At 62.3% G+C, this 16,325-nt stretch carries 19 protein-coding genes and 1 pseudogene; 9 read left to right on the forward strand and 11 right to left on the reverse strand.

What is annotated here, in order from left to right; translation table 11 throughout:
* A pseudogene (locus MB818_RS19210) lies at positions 1 to 173 on the reverse strand (S-(hydroxymethyl)glutathione dehydrogenase); the annotation flags it as partial.
* Between the two features lie 129 nt (positions 174 to 302).
* On the opposite strand from MB818_RS19210, the gene MB818_RS19215 reads away from it, so the two are divergent.
* The 3 genes from MB818_RS19215 to MB818_RS19225 all read left to right on the forward strand — a co-directional run bounded on the left by MB818_RS19215 (position 303) and on the right by MB818_RS19225 (position 1,966).
* Positions 303 to 581, forward strand: a complete 279-nt coding sequence (locus MB818_RS19215) for an I78 family peptidase inhibitor (RefSeq protein ID WP_234139105.1) — start codon at positions 303 to 305, stop codon at positions 579 to 581.
* Positions 582 to 655: 74 nt separating this feature from the next.
* Positions 656 to 1,123, forward strand: a complete 468-nt coding sequence (locus MB818_RS19220; protein ID WP_234163844.1) for a DUF1203 domain-containing protein — start codon at positions 656 to 658, stop codon at positions 1,121 to 1,123.
* Between the two features lie 60 nt (positions 1,124 to 1,183).
* Positions 1,184 to 1,966, forward strand: a complete 783-nt coding sequence (locus MB818_RS19225) for a sterol desaturase family protein (RefSeq protein WP_234139103.1) — start codon at positions 1,184 to 1,186, stop codon at positions 1,964 to 1,966.
* Here the strand turns inward: MB818_RS19225 and MB818_RS19230 are convergent.
* The gene (locus tag MB818_RS19230; protein ID WP_238906090.1) at positions 1,950 to 2,879 is read right to left on the reverse strand and encodes an ABC transporter ATP-binding protein; all 930 of its coding nucleotides are present in this window, start codon (positions 2,877 to 2,879) and stop codon (positions 1,950 to 1,952) included. The two genes, MB818_RS19225 and MB818_RS19230, sit on opposite strands and share 17 nt — an antisense overlap.
* A gap of 89 nt (positions 2,880 to 2,968) precedes the next feature.
* On the opposite strand from MB818_RS19230, the gene MB818_RS19235 reads away from it, so the two are divergent.
* The 3 genes from MB818_RS19235 to polA all read left to right on the forward strand — a co-directional run bounded on the left by MB818_RS19235 (position 2,969) and on the right by polA (position 6,570).
* A complete protein-coding gene (locus MB818_RS19235) occupies positions 2,969 to 3,145 on the forward strand; it encodes a zinc-finger domain-containing protein (protein ID WP_234139101.1) in 177 nt (58 codons plus the stop codon).
* A gap of 82 nt (positions 3,146 to 3,227) precedes the next feature.
* Entirely contained in the window at positions 3,228 to 3,698 is a 471-nt protein-coding gene (locus MB818_RS19240; RefSeq protein WP_234139100.1) for a hypothetical protein, read from the forward strand.
* Between the two features lie 70 nt (positions 3,699 to 3,768).
* Complete coding sequence (gene polA / locus MB818_RS19245; protein ID WP_234237904.1) at positions 3,769 to 6,570, forward strand: DNA polymerase I; 2,802 nt, start codon at positions 3,769 to 3,771, stop codon at positions 6,568 to 6,570.
* Between the two features lie 52 nt (positions 6,571 to 6,622).
* On the opposite strand, the gene MB818_RS19250 is transcribed toward polA, so the two are convergent.
* From MB818_RS19250 to mbfA, 3 genes are all read right to left on the reverse strand, one after another.
* Positions 6,623 to 6,853 (reverse strand): DUF2798 domain-containing protein, encoded by a 231-nt coding sequence (locus MB818_RS19250; RefSeq protein WP_234145787.1) that lies wholly within the window; start codon positions 6,851 to 6,853, stop codon positions 6,623 to 6,625.
* Positions 6,854 to 6,919: 66 nt separating this feature from the next.
* Complete coding sequence (locus MB818_RS19255; protein ID WP_234221965.1) at positions 6,920 to 7,849, reverse strand: AEC family transporter; 930 nt, start codon at positions 7,847 to 7,849, stop codon at positions 6,920 to 6,922.
* Between the two features lie 39 nt (positions 7,850 to 7,888).
* A complete protein-coding gene (gene mbfA / locus MB818_RS19260; protein WP_234139096.1) occupies positions 7,889 to 8,863 on the reverse strand; it encodes an iron exporter MbfA in 975 nt (324 codons plus the stop codon).
* 128 nt (positions 8,864 to 8,991) lie between these two features.
* Here mbfA and MB818_RS19265 point away from each other — a divergent pair, with 128 nt between their 5' ends.
* Positions 8,992 to 9,609: a TetR/AcrR family transcriptional regulator gene (locus MB818_RS19265; RefSeq protein ID WP_234139095.1), complete on the forward strand. Its 618-nt coding sequence runs from the start codon at positions 8,992 to 8,994 to the stop codon at positions 9,607 to 9,609.
* Positions 9,610 to 9,680: 71 nt separating this feature from the next.
* Here MB818_RS19265 and rpsO read toward each other — a convergent pair whose 3' ends face one another.
* From rpsO to rbfA, 6 genes are all read right to left on the reverse strand, one after another.
* Positions 9,681 to 9,950 carry a 30S ribosomal protein S15 gene (gene rpsO / locus MB818_RS19270; protein WP_234139094.1) on the reverse strand — a complete coding sequence of 90 codons (270 nt, stop codon included), beginning with the start codon at positions 9,948 to 9,950 and terminating at the stop codon, positions 9,681 to 9,683.
* A gap of 154 nt (positions 9,951 to 10,104) precedes the next feature.
* Positions 10,105 to 11,127, reverse strand: coding sequence for a calcium-binding protein (locus MB818_RS19275; protein ID WP_234139093.1), 1,023 nt, complete (start codon positions 11,125 to 11,127; stop codon positions 10,105 to 10,107).
* Between the two features lie 84 nt (positions 11,128 to 11,211).
* A complete protein-coding gene (locus tag MB818_RS19280; protein ID WP_234178085.1) occupies positions 11,212 to 11,733 on the reverse strand; it encodes a DUF1643 domain-containing protein in 522 nt (173 codons plus the stop codon).
* 45 nt (positions 11,734 to 11,778) lie between these two features.
* On the reverse strand, positions 11,779 to 12,690 hold the full coding sequence (gene truB / locus MB818_RS19285) for a tRNA pseudouridine(55) synthase TruB (RefSeq protein ID WP_234139091.1): 912 nt from the start codon (positions 12,688 to 12,690) through the stop codon (positions 11,779 to 11,781).
* Between the two features lie 78 nt (positions 12,691 to 12,768).
* A complete protein-coding gene (locus MB818_RS19290; RefSeq protein WP_238906091.1) occupies positions 12,769 to 13,506 on the reverse strand; it encodes a phosphodiester glycosidase family protein in 738 nt (245 codons plus the stop codon).
* Complete coding sequence (gene rbfA / locus MB818_RS19295; RefSeq protein ID WP_234139090.1) at positions 13,503 to 13,898, reverse strand: 30S ribosome-binding factor RbfA; 396 nt, start codon at positions 13,896 to 13,898, stop codon at positions 13,503 to 13,505. Before rbfA ends, MB818_RS19290 begins: the two co-directional genes overlap by 4 nt.
* 88 nt (positions 13,899 to 13,986) lie before the next feature.
* Between rbfA and dapB the strand changes: the two genes are divergently transcribed.
* Together dapB and MB818_RS19305 are read left to right on the forward strand one after the other, a co-directional pair.
* Positions 13,987 to 14,796, forward strand: coding sequence for a 4-hydroxy-tetrahydrodipicolinate reductase (gene dapB, locus MB818_RS19300; protein ID WP_238906092.1), 810 nt, complete (start codon positions 13,987 to 13,989; stop codon positions 14,794 to 14,796).
* Between the two features lie 107 nt (positions 14,797 to 14,903).
* Positions 14,904 to 16,325, forward strand: coding sequence for a circularly permuted type 2 ATP-grasp protein (locus MB818_RS19305; RefSeq protein ID WP_234139088.1), 1,422 nt, complete (start codon positions 14,904 to 14,906; stop codon positions 16,323 to 16,325).

Below are 16,325 nucleotides of genomic sequence, written 5' to 3' on the forward strand. Positions count from 1 at the left end.
GCCGGGAACAGCCCCTCGGGATCGGCGCCCGAGAGGGTGAATTCGTCGGTATGACAGATGCCGGTGGCCTTGATCTCGACCAGAACCTCGCCCGCCTTCGGCCCTTCGAGGTTCACCTCCATCACTTCCAGAGGCTTGCCCGCCTCAACCGCTACCGCCGCGCGTGTCCGCATCTCGTCTCTCCTTGTCCCGGTCATATTTGCCCCGACCGCAAAGGCCGGGTTTCTTGGATACCGGTTTCGTGTCAGGTTTCGCCCGCACCTGACCACACGGAACCGACATTTGTCAAAAAGGGAACGCCAATGCACCGATTTACCCCGATCCTTGTTCTGCTTACCGCCTGTACCGGCCCCATCGAGGAGGTACCTGTATCCGATCCCGCACCGGTCGATCTGAGTTTCTGCAAGGGGGATGATCTGGGAGAGATCGTGGGCCAACCGGTTGCGGATGTAGCGTACCTTCTGCCCGTAGGCGCGCGGGTGATTGACCCTGATTCCCCTGTAACACAGGACTACCGGCCCAACCGCCTGAATGTCTTTGCTGACAAGGCGGGAGTCGTGATCCGGCTGACCTGCGGCTGAACCCGCAGGAACCGGGTCGCCAGTGCCCGCCCGACAGGGCGATAAGACGCGGCATAACTCGACAGGAGGGCCGCATGATCCATATCACCGCACTTGACACCGGCACCGTTCGCGCATGGCAAAGAGGCGCGCCCGATGCCTATGGCAATCCGCCCGAGCGCGCGGTGTCGGATGGCGGTGGCAACCCGTGCCGCCATTGCCTGCGCTACATTCCGCAGGGGGCGCCAATGCTGATCCTGGCGCATCGGCCCTTCGAGGGGCTGCACCCCTATGCCGAGACCGGGCCGATCTTTGTCTGCGCCGACCTCTGCGCCCGTCATCCCGAGGATAGCCCGCTGCCCGTGGTGCTGACCAGTTCGTCCCACTATCTGATCAAGGGCTATGCGCGCGACGACCGCATCGTCTATGGCACCGGGCAAATGGTTCCCGCCAGAGAGTTACTCGTGGCTGCCGAGACCATGCTCAAACGGTCCGATGTCGCCTATGCGCATGTGCGCTCGGCTCGCAACAACTGTTATCAGGCGCGCGTCGACCGGGCCTGATCCGGGTGACAACCGCGCGCGCCTCTGTAGACTGACCTCAAGGGATAGCAAGAGGCGCGCTTGGACGCAGATCTGATACGTTTTGTGGTCGAGGAATCGCTGCGCATCGTGCAGCGCTACCTGTTCTTTGCAGCCGGGGCCTTTGCCCTGTTCTATCTGCTGCTGAGACGGGTGATGTGGTCGCGCAAGATTCAAAAGCGCTGGCCCCAGCTGACTGACTATGGTCGGGACTTAGTGTTTTCCCTGATCTCGGTCGGTATCTTTGCGGTGATCTCGTCGCTGATCTTTTTCATATTTCTCAATCACACCAATATCTATGGCGGGTCGATGGGCAGCCGGGGATGGGGGTATCTGGCCTTCACTTTTGTCTGGATGCTGGCGCTGCACGACACCTATTTCTATTGGATACATAGGCTGATGCATACGCGGGCGTTGTACCGACACGTGCATCTGGTACATCATCGCTCTACCAACCCCTCGCCCTGGACGGCCTATGCCTTTCACCCGATCGAGGCGGTTCTGGAGGTGGGCATACTGCCGATCATCGCCTTTACCCTGCCGGTGCACTGGGCGGCGGTGATGTATTTCTTCATCTTCCAGATCGCCTATAATGTCTATGGCCATCTTGGGTTCGAGCTCTATCCGCGCGGGTTTCACAAGCATTGGTTGGGCCGCTGGATCAACACCTCGGTCGCGCATAACCAGCATCACGGGCGGTTCACTGGTAATTACGGTCTGTATTTCCTGTTCTGGGACCGGGTGATGGGTACGCTACGCAGTGACTATGACGCGGCCTTTGAAAGGGCGACTGGAGCTGCGGTGCCTGTCACCCCGCCGAGGTAAGCGCCAGAAATACATCCTCGAGATCGGCCTGTTCGGTGCGCACGTCGCGGATGCGGATGCCAGCGGAACGGACTGCTTCCAGCACAGATTCTGCGCTGGTGCTCTGGCTGTGATAGCGCAATGCCAGAGTGCCGTCGTCGCGCGCCTCGGCCTCGATCCCCGGGCCTTGCGGCAGATCGGTGATGGGCCCTTCGGGCAAGATCACCATCGTGCGCGCGTCGAGGCGGCCGAGCAGGTTGGCGGTGCTGTCCCGTGCCACCACCTGACCCTGATTGATGATGGCGATCTGATCACACATCTCCTGCGCCTCTTCCAGGTAATGGGTGGTCAGAATGATGGTCATGCCTTCGGCGTTCAGCTTGCGCACATTGGTCCAGAGCATCTGGCGCAGCTCGATATCGACGCCGGCGGTGGGTTCGTCCAGCACCAGAACCTGGGGTCGGTGCACCAGCGCCTTGCCCAGCAACAGCCGCCGCCGCATGCCGCCCGACAGGGTACGGGCATAGGCCTCGGCCTTGTCGCTGAGGCCGATCATGGCGAGGATTTCGTCGCTCCAGCGCCGTGATTTGGGCACACCGTATAGACCGGCCTGAACTTCCAGCGCGGCACGCGGGGTGAAGAACGGGTCGAGGTTCAGCTCTTGCGGCATCACCCCGATGGCGGCACGCGACTGGCGCGGGTTCTGATCCTGGTCAAACCCCCAGATCGTGACCCTGCCAGAGGTCTTGGTGACCAGCCCGGCAAGGATGTTGATCAACGTGGATTTCCCCGCCCCATTCGGGCCCAGCAGGCCAAAGACAGAGCCGCGCGGCACGCTCAGGTCGATCCCTTTCAGAGCCTGCTTTTCCGGCTGTCCGTGACTGCCGCGATAGGTCTTGGTCAGACCCTCGATCCGGATTGCGTCTTCGGTCATGCGCGGCTCTTGCTCCTGCTCGCCTTGTCGCTCATAAACGGACCTAATCCATGTCCGCAGTGCCGACAACCTGAAGAAAGGCCCCCGCGATGACCATCCAAGCGCCGGAAACCAAGATCGTTGAAAAAAGCCGCGTTGCCTGTGACGGGGGCGAAGGCGCTTTGGGACACCCGCGCGTCTGGTTGCAGATCCCCGAGGATAGCGGCTGGGTCGAATGCCCCTATTGCGATTGCAAATATGTTCTGAAGGGCACAGAGCAAGGCTGATTGCCTGCCCAACCGGGTTCCGCCCAAATCTCGCCCCGATTTTCACTTAGCCGCTTTGGTGTGACCATCGTGGGTAAGTGACATGACAGACATGACCGCTGCTGATACGGGCAACCCGGTTTTTGGTTGGACCGGATTCTTCCTTGCAGCACTGGCCTTGTTCGCGGCGCTTTTCGTGTTCTGGGCCGGGCCGTTTGCACCGCAACAATCCACCGGCGTTTCGCTGGGCGAGCTGGCTGCCGAGATCGGAAAATCGACTTTGAGGGCCGCCGCAGGCATGGAGCAACCCGAACCGGTCGCCCCCACCCGCGACCTGGATGACTACTTGCGTATCGGTGTCGCCATGTTGGGCGGTTTGGCAATTGTTGTCTCGGTGATTGGCATCCTTCGTCATGAAAAACGACGTCCGGCCATTGCCGGAGTGGTCATCGGAACGGGCGCGATCCTGTTCCAGTTTGTTACCGTAGCCTTTTTCGCCCTCCTCGGCGCGTTGGTCATCATGGCGCTGCTGAACAGTTTCTCGGATGTGTTCAGCGGTCTGTTTGGTGGCTAAGGCATGTTCCTGACTGGTCACCCGGCTGACCCTGTGGCAGAACCATCCCTGACCGACAGGGAGAGCGCGCATGAGCAATTTCGGGAAAGGCTGCCATCTGCATCTGATCGACGGATCGGCCTTTATCTTTCGCGCCTATCACGCGCTGCCGCCGCTGACGCGCAAATCCGACGGGCTGCCGATCGGGGCGGTGTCCGGCTTCTGCAACATGCTGCAACGCTATGTCGATGGTGATCACGGCCCTGATGCGCCGACCCATCTGGCGGTGATCTTCGACAAGGGCAGTCACACCTTCCGCAACGACCTCTACGACCTTTACAAGGCCAACCGCGAGGCGATGCCCGAGGACCTGCGTCCACAGATTCCGCTGACCCGGCAGGCGACCGAGGCGTTCAACATCCCCTGCAAGGAGCTGGAGGGATATGAGGCTGACGACATCATCGCCACCCTGGCGCATCAGGCGCGCGACGCGGGCGGGCGGGTGACCATCGTCAGTTCCGACAAGGATCTGATGCAACTGGTGGGTGACGGGGTCGAGATGTTCGACGCCATGAAGAACAAGCGCATCGACCGCGATGGCGTGTTCGAGAAATTCGGCGTCTTCCCTGACCGCGTTGTCGATGTGCAGGCGCTGGCGGGCGACAGCGTCGACAACGTGCCCGGCGCCCCCGGCATCGGCGTCAAGACCGCAGCACTCCTGATCAACGAATTCGGCTCGCTCGAGGAACTGCTGGACCGCGCCGAAGAGATCAAGCAGCCCAAGCGCCGCCAGACCCTGATCGACATGCGCGCCCAGATCGAGCTTTCGAAACGCCTGGTCGCGCTCGATGCGAACACGCCGCTCGACTTCACGCTGGACGATCTGGAACTGCGCGACCCGGATCCAGATACGCTTCTGGGCTTCCTGGCCGAGATGGAATTCCGCACCCTGACCAAGCGGATCGCCGACAAGCTGGGGGCCGAGGCTCCGGTGATCGCCGAGAAGGCCTCGCCAGAGGCCGAAGAGGCGCCCCAGCCCGAGCAGCCGCCATTCGATGCGTCCAAATACGAATGCGTGCGCGATGCGGCGGCACTGGAAAAATGGATCGCCCAGGCCCGCGAACGCGGCTGGGTCGCGGTCGATACCGAGACCACCGGCCTCAACGAGATGACCGCCGATCTGGTCGGTATCTCGCTGGCGGTGGAACCGGGCGCCGCCTGCTACATTCCGCTGACCCATCGCGACGGTGACGCGGGTGATCTCTTTGGCTCGGACAAGCTGGCCGAGGGGCAGATGCCGCTGCAAGAGGCGCTCGATCTGCTGAAACCGGTGCTCGAGGATCCCGCGATCCTCAAGATCGGGCAGAACATGAAATATGATGCCAAGATCTTTGCCCGCTACGGCGTTGCGGTGTCGCCAATCGACGACACCATGTTGCTGTCCTATGCGATGCATGGTGGTTTGCACGGGCATGGGATGGACACGCTCAGCGAGCGGTATCTCAGCCATACACCGATCCCGATCAAGCCGCTCTTGGGTTCGGGCAAATCGGCGATCACCTTTGACAAGGTGCCGATCGACGAGGCGACCGCCTATGCCGCCGAGGATGCCGACATCACACTGCGGCTCTGGCAGCTGTTCAAACCGCAACTACACCGCGCGCAGGTCACCACCGTCTATGAAACACTGGAACGCCCGCTGGTGCCTGTGCTGGCCGAGATGGAGATGCATGGCGTCAAGGTCGACCGCGAGGTGTTGAGCCGGATGTCGAACGCCTTCGCGCAAAAGATGGCGGGGCTCGAGGCCGAGATTCACGAACTGGCCGGTGAGACATTCAACGTTGGGTCGCCTGCTCAAGTGGGCGAGATCCTGTTCGACAAGATGTCGCTTGAGGGCGGCAAGAAGGGCAAGACCGGCAAGTATTCGACCCCGGCGGATGTGCTCGAGGATCTGGCGACCGAACACGAACTGCCCGCGCGGATCCTTGACTGGCGGCAGCTGAGCAAGCTGAAATCGACCTATACCGACGCGCTCCAGACCCATATCAACCCCGATACCGGGCGGGTCCATACCTCTTATTCGATCACTGGCGCCAATACCGGGCGGCTGGCCTCGACCGACCCGAACCTGCAAAACATTCCCGTGCGCACCGAAGAAGGCCGCCGCATCCGCGAGGCTTTCGTGGCCGAGCCGGGCAATGTTCTGCTGAGCCTCGACTACTCCCAGATCGAGCTGCGCATCCTGGCCCATATCGCCGATATCCCGGCGTTGAAACAGGCGTTTGCCGACGGGCTCGACATCCACGCGATGACCGCGTCCGAGATGTTCGACGTGCCGCTTGCGGAAATGACGCCCGAGATTCGCCGTCGCGCCAAGGCGATCAACTTTGGCGTGATCTACGGCATCTCGGGCTTCGGTCTGGCCCGCAACCTGCGGATTCCGCGCGCCGAGGCGCAGGAATTCATCGACCGCTATTTCGAGCGTTTCCCCGGCATCCGGACCTACATGGACGACACCATCGCCTTTGCCAAGGAGCATGGCTATGTACAGACCCTGTTCGGCCGGCGCATCCATACACCCGAGATCAACGCCAAGGGGCCACATGCAGGCTTTGCCCGCCGCGCGGCGATCAATGCGCCGATCCAGGGTACGGCGGCGGATGTGATCCGCCGCGCCATGGTGCGGATGCCGGATGCCATTCGCGACCTGCCGGCAAAAATGCTGCTTCAGGTGCATGACGAACTTCTGTTCGAAGTGGCAGAGGACGCTGTCGAAGACACTATCGCCGCAGCTCGCGATATAATGGAGGGCGCCGCCGATCCGGCGGTGCGACTGGATGTGCGGCTGGTGGTGGATGCGGGCCGGGGCGCCAACTGGGCCGAGGCACATTAGCGTCCGATGTTCGCGGTTCGCGTGGCGCCCCGTCAACCTGACCTGGCCGGGTTCAGGTTTCGCTGCGCACCAGGGCGGCGACCAGACGACGGGTCAACGGCGCCACGAACAGCAGCACCACCAGCGCGATGGGCCAGGCCAGCATCCAGGCGCTCATCCATTTGGCGGCCATGCCCGGAGCCACTCCGACAGCTCGGACGGTGGCCACGCATGTCACGATACAAGACATCAGGCCGGACATGATCGCGGCAGAGAGCAGGGGAGCGAACCGGGCGGGAAACATAGAGATCTCCTAATGCATTCAAAATGTCGCATATAACATCACCATCCGCGATGCAATCGCTTCGGATCAGACGGCACTGACCCAGGCGATAAAGGCGGGTACGGTCAGGATCGAGACGGCGGTTGAGAGCAGGATCGCCGCCGAAGCGCGCTGTGGCGCCACCCCGTAATGGGCTGCCAGCATATAGACATTGCCCGCCACCGGCAGGGCCGCCGCGGCAATCGCGACCGAGGCCGAGAACGCATCGACCGGGAACACCCACAAGACCGCCAGCGCCACCAGAACCGGGTGGATGATCAGCTTGCACAGGCTCAGCCAGGCGGCGATCTGTACCCGTTCGGCCGAGCGTCCAGCCAGCGAGGCGCCGATGGCGAACAGCGCGCCGGGGGTCGCCGCCCCACCGAGAATGGTCAGAAAATCGTTCAGCGGTCCGGGGATCGGCAGGCGCAGCGATGACCAGATCAGCCCGGCGGTGATGCTGACGATCATCGGGTTCTTGAGCAGCCCCAGACCGATCAGGCGCAGCGTCCCAAGGCTCAGCCGCCCGTCACGCCCGCCATTGATCAGGATCACGATGAGCGAGGAAAACACGATCAGATCGACCGACAGGACCAGCATCACCGGGCCGATCGCCGCCTCGCCAAACAGCATCGCCAGCATTGGCAGGCCCAAAAAGCCGACATTGCCGATGGCGGCGCATTGCGCCTCGACCGCTGCGGTCGGCACGTCGAGCTTGCGCAGGAATGCGACCAGCGAGGCGATGCCATAGACCCCGGCGGTGCCCCAGAGATAGCCCATCACCAATTGCCCGTTGAAGATTTCGGCAAAGGGCAGGGTGGCGGCAAACCGGAACAGCATCGCCGACAAGGCAAAGAAGAACACGAACTTGGTCAGATAGGCGGTCGCCTCGGGCGTGAAGAACCGTGTGCGACCGGCCCAGAATCCCAGGCCGATGATCACGAAAAATGGCAATGTGCGCAGAAAGATCTCGACCATTCGAAATTGGTAACATGATTTGACCGGATGACAAGGCCGCTAGCCGCTTCCGATCAGCACTCCGGCGGCCAACACCAGCGCGCCGCCCACCACAACCTGGAATGCGGCGCGGAAGAACGGCGTTTCCATATATTTGTTCTGGATCCAGGCAATGGCCCAAAGCTCGAAAAACACGATGAAGATCGCGATGCTGGTCGCGGTCCAGAAATCGGGGATCAGATAGGGCAAGGCATGGCCCAACCCACCCAGCGTCGTCATGATGCCCGAGGCAAAGCCGCGCTTGACCGGAGAGCCCCGGCCCGACAATTCGCCATCGTCCGAGGCGGCCTCGGTAAAGCCCATCGAGATGCCGGCCCCGACCGAGGCAGCGACACCGACCAGAAAGGTGGTCCAGGTGTCCTGAGTGGCGAATGCGGTGGCAAAGATCGGTGCCAGTGTCGACACCGACCCGTCCATCAGCCCGGCCAGTCCCGGCTGTACCCAGGTCAGGATGAACTGGCGATGCGCGGTTGCTTCCTCTGTCGCGCGGGTCTCGTCGTCCAGATGGGTCGATTCAAGATCGGACGCGGTGGCCTGATGCCCCGCCTCTGCGGCGGCCAGATCTCCCAGCAACTTGCGGGTGGCGGCATCGGTCGAGCGGGCGGCGGCGGCCAGATAAAATCGCTCGGCATCGCGCTCCATTGCAGTTGCCTCGGTGCGAATTCGTTCGATCCCGAGGTTTTCGACCAGCCAGACAGGCCTGCGCGCATAATACCCAGCGACATGCTCGCGCCGGATCAGCGGGATCACCGCGCCAAAGCGCCGTTCATGCAGGGCGATCAGTTGGGCCCGGTGTTGATCCTCTTCGGCGGCCATGCCGTCGAACAGTTTGGCCGTGGCGGGGAAATCGGCGCGCAGCATCTCGGCGTAAGAGCGGTAAATGCGCGCATCGTCCTCTTCGGAGGAGATCGCCAAGGCGATCACCTCTTGTTCTGACAGATCGCGAAAGTGTTTGCGATAGGATAGAAACCGCATGCTCGACCTCAAATTAGAATGATTCCAAGATAGCGTGCGCGCCCTTGCTTGCAACCGGTTTCGTCCGAATCGTTGAAACTACAGCCGCCGCAAAATAGGTTAACAAACCGAACATCAGCGGAGACGGAATGACCCAGGCTTCGACCATTCTGCGCACAGGACGCAAATTCGGCCAAGTGCTCAGGGGCGCGCGCGACGTGTTCATGAACGATGGGTTTGAAGGCGCCAATGTCGATGACATCGCGCGGGCGGCCGGTGTGTCCAAGGCGACTCTTTACAGCTATTTTCCCGACAAGCGCCTGTTGTTCGTCGAAGTGGCACAGAATGAATGCCAGCTGATGGCCGAACGTATCCTGTCAATGATCGATGAAACCCGGCCCGCGCGCGAGGTGCTGACCATCACCGCGACGCAACTGGTGGCGTTCCTGATTTCGGATTTCGCTCAGCAGGTATTTCGTATCTGCCTGGCCGAGCGAGAACGCTTCCCCGAACTGGCGCGTGCCTTCTATGCAGCGGGGCCTGAGAACGGCCAGCGCCAGATCTGCGAATATCTGGAAAAGGCGGTAGCGAAGGGCGAATTGGAAATCGATGACATTCCGATGGCCGCAGAACAGTTTTCGGAGCTTTGCAAGACGCGCCTGTGGACGCGTGCGGTATTCGGCATCCAAACGCGGTTTACCAAGTCTGAGATTGATGATGTGGCCTTGGCTGCCGTCGATACATTTCTGGCGCGTTACGGGGCCTGACAGGGGCAAGCGGCCAAATGAAAAACGCCCGCCAGAGGCGGGCGCTTTCCCAAATCCGATCTCGGACCCGATTAGCGGCGCAGGCCCAGACGCTCGATCAGCGACTGATAGCGAGCTTCGTCCTTGCCCTTTAGATAGTCCAGCAGCTTGCGGCGCTGGGCCACAAGCTTGAGCAGACCACGGCGGCCGTGGTTGTCTTTCTTGTGGGTTTTGAAATGCTCGGTCAGGGTCGCGATGCGCGAGCTGAGGATGGCGACCTGGACTTCGGGCGAACCGGTGTCGCCGTCCTTGGTGCCATATTCCTTCATCACGCGTGCTTTTTCTTCGGCAGTGATCGACATCGGGGTCTCCTTGTCAGGTTAGAGTGAATGGCGCAGGCCGGGATGTCGTCCAGCACAGGCCCATGGAGAGTTTCCGCATCAGAGCGATTCCGCTGCGGATGCGCGCGTATACGCGGAAAAGAACGAGAGGGCAAAGGCTTTCTGCGGGCGCAGCTCAGGCCGCAGTTCCGGCCAGGGGCAGGTCGCCCGGACGGACCAGTACGATATCATTAATATCGCTCGGCTCGCCACCACGCAGCAGCGCAACCTCGTGTCCATCCACCATGACTCGGCTGATTTCAGGGTTCTCGGCGTCTTTGCTGATCTCAATGTCGGGGCTCTGCCCTTCCGGGCCATCCCAGATTACCATCAAACGGTCTTCCGCTGGATCAAAGTCCATGACCTCGACCGCCTCTCCGCCCGACGGCCAATCACTCAAGAGGATATCGTCCTCTCCGTCGCCACCGGTGACGATGTCGCCAGCACCGGCCCAAATTGTGTCGTCACCTTGTCCGCCATTGAGATAGTCGACCTCCTGTTCGGTGTGCGGAAGCATAGCATTGGCTCCACTTTCGACCCCGAGGATCAGATCATTGCCGAAACCGCCGAACAAGCTGTCCCGACCCGCGTCGCCGGACAGGGTGTCGTCGCCATATCCGCCATGCAAAGCGTCGTTGTCGTCGCCACCATCCAGAAGGTCGTCATCCTGACCGCCATAAAGCGTGTCGTCGCCACTGCCGCCTTGCATCTTGTCGTCTCCGAAATGGCCGAACAGGTTGTCATTGCCTGCGCCGCCATCCAGGCTGTCGTCACCATCTTCGCCATGCAACAGGTCGAACCCGCCTTCGCCGCGGATCTCGTCATTCCCGCCGGCGCCATGCAGCGTGTCGTTTCCATCGGCCCCGGCTATGGTGTCGTCCAGATCATACCCGTTGATCTGATCGTCCCCGTCCTCGCCGGTCAGAATATCGCCCTGGTCACCACCGGACTGGACCTGCCCGTTACCGCCGACGATGGCGTCTGCCATCAAAAGAGGTTCAGGCAGCACACCGCCGGAAACCATGCTCAGCGTTTCGGTGCTATCGCTATCCTGCTGGTCCTCTGCCGACAGCAGCTCCTCATCGTCTTCGTCCCCTCCCGTCATGAGAACGACACCGCCAACAGCGGCCAGCCCCAACAGACCTGCGAGCATCAACATCCCACTACTCCAGACACACGTCGCCCCTGTCCGCAAATATCCCACGATTGCAAGGGGTTCGTCAAAGCTGTTCAGGATGGATGGTTAACGAGTGCCGGGTTCAGGCCAGAGCGCAGGTTGCTGGGCATAGCCGATATAAAGCGGATGCTTGGGATGCCCGTCCTTGGTCAGTCCCAGGTGGAACAGCGGCAGCCCGGTGCCGCGCAGCAGGCGTTCGACTGCCGGTCCCCGGTCCAGATGGGCGCCATGCGTGCCCCAGGCGGCGACGATCTGATCTGCCCATTTGGCGCCCGCCAGGATGGCCGCATCGTTCTCTGGCCCGACCGGATCGGCGGCGGCGCGCATTTTGCGGGGATCGGTGTCGCGCCAGGCAAAGATATTGGTCACCTGAAAGGCGCCAAAGCCCAGCGTGCGCGCCCGCCGCTCGCAGCGTTCAACCGTTGGATCGTTTTGCACCTCGGTCGCGGTCGAGGGGTTCAGCATCACGAACAGCGCCTTGCGCCCGGCCGGGTCCCAGACACGGGTCAGGCTGTAGCGGTAGCGCTCGCAGTCGGAATAGATGGCGGTCGACGGCGCGTCGCCCTTGGTATGGGTACGGGTGATCATGGGCGTGCCCTAGCACGCGCTGCGCCTTGCGTCACGCCCCGGAGGTTACTCGGACAAGGCAAAGACCCGCGACGGGTGCAGCTCGCCGGACTTGTATACCCCCACCGCCACCGCGCGCCCCTCGAACGAGGCCCAGGCCTCGTCGCCATATTCGGCGTCACCGGGATAGACCATGCCGGGATTGCCGTTGCGCAGGCGCTGGGCGCCTTCGGGGCTGCATTTGAGCTCGGGCAGGTCGGCCAGACCCTCCTCTAGCGGGCGCAGATAGCTGTCGAGTTCGGGCGTCTTTGCCATCTCGTCGATCTGCTCGATCGTGATGCCGTCCTCGGCCTCGAACGGGCCCGACCAGATGCGGCGCAGTTCGCGCACATGGCCGTGACAGCCCAGCGCGGTACCCAGGTCGCGGGCGATCGAGCGGACATAGCCGCCCTTGCCGCAGGTCATCTCCAGTACAACGTGGTCGGCGTCGGGCCGATCCACCATCAACAGTTCCTCGACCCAGAGCGGGCGGGCGGCCAGTTCCACATCCTCGCCGTCGCGGGCCAGCTTATAGGCGCGTTGGCCATCGATCTTGACCGCCGAGAACTTGGGCGGCACCTGCATGATATCACCCAGGAACGGTGCCAGCGCTTCCTTGATCTGTTCATCCGTGGGGCGCAAGTCGCTAGAGGCGATCACCTCGCCCTCGGCATCGTCGGTATTGGTGGCCTGGCCGAGACGCACGGTAAAGACATAGGCCTTGAGCGCGTCGGTGATATAGGGAACCGTCTTGGTCGCCTCGCCCAGCGCGATGGCCAGAACGCCGGTGGCCTCGGGGTCGAGGGTTCCGGCATGACCGGCCTTGTTGGCGCCCAGCGCCCAGCGGACCTTGTTGACGACGGCGGTCGAGGTCATGCCGGCGGGCTTGTCCACCACCAGCCATCCCGAAATGTCGCGTCCCTTGCGTTTGCGTGCCATCCTGCCCTCGTCCAGATCTGAGGCGCGCGACCTATCTGATCCGGGCCGGGCTGTCAATTTGTGCCGCGCGGGTGCGGTTCAGCGATCGTCGACCGCGACGCCAACGATCGGGCCCATGGAAAAGCCCAGATCGGCACGGTTCAGCGACGGCGCGTAAAGGCGCGAGATATTGCCGTCGAAATAGAGCGCGTTTGGCGTTTTCAGTACATCGCGGAACAGGGTGCCGAATTCGTAAAACGTCACCGAATTTCCCGAGATCGCAAACACCGCCCGCGCGCCGTCGGCGCTGGTGCCAACCCCGTTGCGGATATAGCGCGAGGTCGAATCGGGCAGGAATCGCGGGTGCAGTGCGCCATCGATCACCAGCATCGGCCCGGATTGGGTGGCAAAGCGGCAATCCGGTTTCGCGGCCTGATAGTCGAGTGTCTCGATCACATCCGCCCGGCCCGGACGCAGGCAGAACACCCCGTTCGGCAACAGGCCGAAATTACCCGGCCCGGCATTTGAGATCACCCGCTTTTGTTCGACCCCGTTCTCGACATAATGCCCGACAGGCGAGCGGTCGTCGTGATACATGCCCGCGTTCATGGCGAAGGCCAGCCGCTTCCCTTCGGCTCTCAGGGTCTGATCGACGGTCGAAAACTGACCCAGCAGTGTCCCGTCCGCGTCATTGAGAAACAACCGCAGGTCCGCGTTGCGGGCATCCACCTCGCACACGGTATAAAGGTTGCCGTCATGGGTCAGGTCGCGGCAATCCACCGCCGCTGCCTGACCTGCGCCGGTCAACAGGGCGAGGACAGCCGCCGCCCGGATCACTCGTCCAGATCGCGGCGCACCGCGTCCTGATCGAACATCCGCCTTGTATCGTCGAGCCGGTCGAATGTCTCGTCGAGCCGGAACCGAAGGTCGGGGGTGAATTTCAGCCCCAGCTTCTTGCCGATCACCCGGCGCAGCTCTCCCTTGTTGCGGGACAGCAGTTGCACCACGTCCTCTTGCCCCTTGCCACCCAGCGGCAGCACATAGGCGGTGGCGATCTTGAGGTCGGGAGAGGTGCGTACCTCGCCCACTGTGATCGACATCCGGTTCAGGTCGGGGTCATGCACGTCGCCGCGCGCCAGCACCTCGGACAGAGTGCGGCGGATTACTTCGCCGACACGCAGCTGACGCTGCGACGGGCCGGGGCCATCGTGGAACTTGTTCTTTGCCATGGCTTCGATCTAAGCGCAAAGCGAGGCTTTGCCAAGCGGTGCCGAACACGGTAGGAGGCATCACGCGCAGGAAAAGAAGGACCAAGCCATGACCCATATTCCAGGTATCGTGATCACCGGCGCCTCGGGACGCATGGGCCAGATGCTGGTACGGACCGTCACCGACAGCGACAAGGTACGTTTGGTGGGCGCGCTGGAACGCCCTGGGCACGACTGGATCGGGCGCGATGTGGGCGAGGCGATGGGCGGTCAGGCGCTGGGCGTTGCGGTGACCGACGACCCGCTCGAGGCGTTTGCCAAGGCGCAGGCGGTGATCGATTTTACCGCACCTGCCGCGACGCTGGAATTTGCCGCCCTCGCAGCGCAGGCGCGTTGCGTGCATGTGATCGGTACCACCGGCATGACGGCGGAACAGATCGCGGCGCTGGAACCGGCGGCGCGTCATGCGGTGATCGTGCGGGCGGGCAACATGAGCCTTGGCGTCAACCTGCTGGTACAGCTGACCAAGAAGGTGGCCGCCGCGCTGGACGAGGATTTCGATATCGAGGTGATCGAGGCGCATCACCATCACAAGATCGATGCGCCCTCGGGGACCGCGCTGATGCTGGGCGAGGCCGCCGCCGAAGGGCGCGGCGTGCGTCTGGAAGATGTGGCCGACCGTGCCCGCGATGGCATCACCGGCGCGCGCCAGCGCGGCCATATCGGGTTTCACGCCATTCGTGGCGGCGACATCGTGGGCGAACATGACGTGCTGTTCGCCGCCCCGGGCGAGCGGATCGTGCTGCGCCACGTGGCCACTGACAGAGCAGTGTTTGCGCGCGGCGCGCTCAAGGCCGCGCTCTGGGGTCAGGGAAAGGCCCCCGGCCAATACGACATGGTCGATGTGCTCGGGCTCTGAACCCTGAGCCGTTAAGATTGCACTGTTATTTGGCAGATGCCCATATCGGTGCCGTTGACCGCAAAACGGAGATTGTGTTTTCCCTTGACCTGCATAGACTTGCTTTTATGGAAAACGCGATTTTTGATGAAATGTGGGGACGGGACGGCGCGCTGCGCGAGGCCTATTCCGATTTCAACGGTTGGTTCGAGCAAGAAGATCCGGGTCGCCTGCGCAAGAAACAGGCAGAGGCTGAACGGCTGTTCCGTCTGACCGGCATCACCTTTAACGTATATGGACGTGCCGAGGCCGCAGAGCGGTTGATCCCCTTCGATATCATCCCGCGTATCATATCTGGTCGCGAATGGTCGCGACTGGCGCGCGGGATCGAACAGCGGGTCCGCGCGATCAACGCCTTTTTGCATGACATCTATCACCGCCAGGAGATCGTGCGGGCGGGCCGTCTGCCAGCCGAGATGATTTCGCGCAACGAAGCATTCTTGCCGCAGATGATCGGGGTCTCGCCACCGGGCGGGGTGTACACCCATATCGTCGGTATCGACCTGGTGCGGACGGGCCCGGACGAGTTCTTTGTGCTCGAGGATAACGCGCGCACCCCCTCGGGCGTCAGCTATATGCTGGAGAACCGGGAAACCATGCTGCACATGTTTCCCGAGCTGTTCTCGCAGAACCGGGTGCAAGCGGTACAGAACTATCCCCGGCAACTGCGCCGGTCGCTCTCGGCATGTGCGCCCGCCTCCGCCTCGGACAAGCCTACCGTCGCGGTGCTGACGCCGGGCATCTACAACTCGGCCTATTACGAACACAGCTTCCTTGCCGACAAGATGGGTGTGGAACTGGTCGAGGGGCACGACCTGCGGGTGATTGACGGGCGCGTGGCGATGCGCACGACCCGCGGGTACAAGACTATTGATGTCCTGTATCGACGGGTCGACGACGATTTCCTCGACCCTCTCAATTTCCGCCCCGACTCGGCCTTGGGCATACCCGGCATCATGGATGTTTACCGCGCTGGCGGCATAACCATCGCCAATGCTCCGGGGACAGGGATCGCCGATGACAAGGCAATCTATTCCTACATGCCGGATATCGTCGAGTTCTATACAGGGGAAAAGGCACTGTTGAAGAACGTGCCGACCTGGCGCTGCAACGAGCCCGACAGCCTGGCCTATGTGCTGGACAACCTGACCGAGCTGGTGGTCAAGGAAGTACATGGGTCGGGTGGTTATGGAATGCTGATCGGTCCTACTGCCTCCAAGCGCGAGGTGAACGAGTTCCGCAAGAAGCTGATCGCCAATCCGGGCAACTATATCGCCCAGCCGACCTTGTCGCTGTCGACCGTCCCGATCTTTACCAAGGCGGGGTTGGCGCCACGCCATGTCGATCTGCGCCCCTTCGTGCTGGTATCGCCTCAGGGGGTCGACATCACCCCCGGCGGGCTGACCCGTGTGGCGCTGAAAAAGGGCAGTCTGGTGGTGAACTCGTCGCAGGGCGGCGGCACCAAGGACACCTGGGTGCTGGAGGACTAG

Source organism: Ruegeria alba (assembly GCF_022321465.1).
GTDB lineage: Bacteria > Pseudomonadota > Alphaproteobacteria > Rhodobacterales > Rhodobacteraceae > Ruegeria_B > Ruegeria_B alba.

Bases quoted from the DNA above. Each gene is read 5' to 3' on its own strand.
- MB818_RS19240 (WP_234139100.1), top strand. From the start codon at position 3,228: ATGACAGACATGACCGCTGCTGATACGGGCAACCCGGTTTTTGGTTGG.
- rbfA (WP_234139090.1), bottom strand. From the start codon at position 13,898: ATGGCAAAGAACAAGTTCCACGATGGCCCCGGCCCGTCGCAGCGTCAG.
- MB818_RS19265 (WP_234139095.1), top strand. From the start codon at position 8,992: ATGACCCAGGCTTCGACCATTCTGCGCACAGGACGCAAATTCGGCCAA.
- MB818_RS19275 (WP_234139093.1), bottom strand. From the start codon at position 11,127: ATGTTGATGCTCGCAGGTCTGTTGGGGCTGGCCGCTGTTGGCGGTGTC.
- truB (WP_234139091.1), bottom strand. From the start codon at position 12,690: ATGGCACGCAAACGCAAGGGACGCGACATTTCGGGATGGCTGGTGGTG.
- MB818_RS19255 (WP_234221965.1), bottom strand. From the start codon at position 7,849: ATGGTCGAGATCTTTCTGCGCACATTGCCATTTTTCGTGATCATCGGC.
- rpsO (WP_234139094.1), bottom strand. From the start codon at position 9,950: ATGTCGATCACTGCCGAAGAAAAAGCACGCGTGATGAAGGAATATGGC.
- MB818_RS19220 (WP_234163844.1), top strand. From the start codon at position 656: ATGATCCATATCACCGCACTTGACACCGGCACCGTTCGCGCATGGCAA.
- MB818_RS19235 (WP_234139101.1), top strand. From the start codon at position 2,969: ATGACCATCCAAGCGCCGGAAACCAAGATCGTTGAAAAAAGCCGCGTT.
- MB818_RS19280 (WP_234178085.1), bottom strand. From the start codon at position 11,733: ATGATCACCCGTACCCATACCAAGGGCGACGCGCCGTCGACCGCCATC.
- dapB (WP_238906092.1), top strand. From the start codon at position 13,987: ATGACCCATATTCCAGGTATCGTGATCACCGGCGCCTCGGGACGCATG.
- MB818_RS19250 (WP_234145787.1), bottom strand. From the start codon at position 6,853: ATGTTTCCCGCCCGGTTCGCTCCCCTGCTCTCTGCCGCGATCATGTCC.
- mbfA (WP_234139096.1), bottom strand. From the start codon at position 8,863: ATGCGGTTTCTATCCTATCGCAAACACTTTCGCGATCTGTCAGAACAA.
- MB818_RS19230 (WP_238906090.1), bottom strand. From the start codon at position 2,879: ATGACCGAAGACGCAATCCGGATCGAGGGTCTGACCAAGACCTATCGC.
- MB818_RS19305 (WP_234139088.1), top strand. From the start codon at position 14,904: ATGGAAAACGCGATTTTTGATGAAATGTGGGGACGGGACGGCGCGCTG.
- polA (WP_234237904.1), top strand. From the start codon at position 3,769: ATGAGCAATTTCGGGAAAGGCTGCCATCTGCATCTGATCGACGGATCG.
- MB818_RS19215 (WP_234139105.1), top strand. From the start codon at position 303: ATGCACCGATTTACCCCGATCCTTGTTCTGCTTACCGCCTGTACCGGC.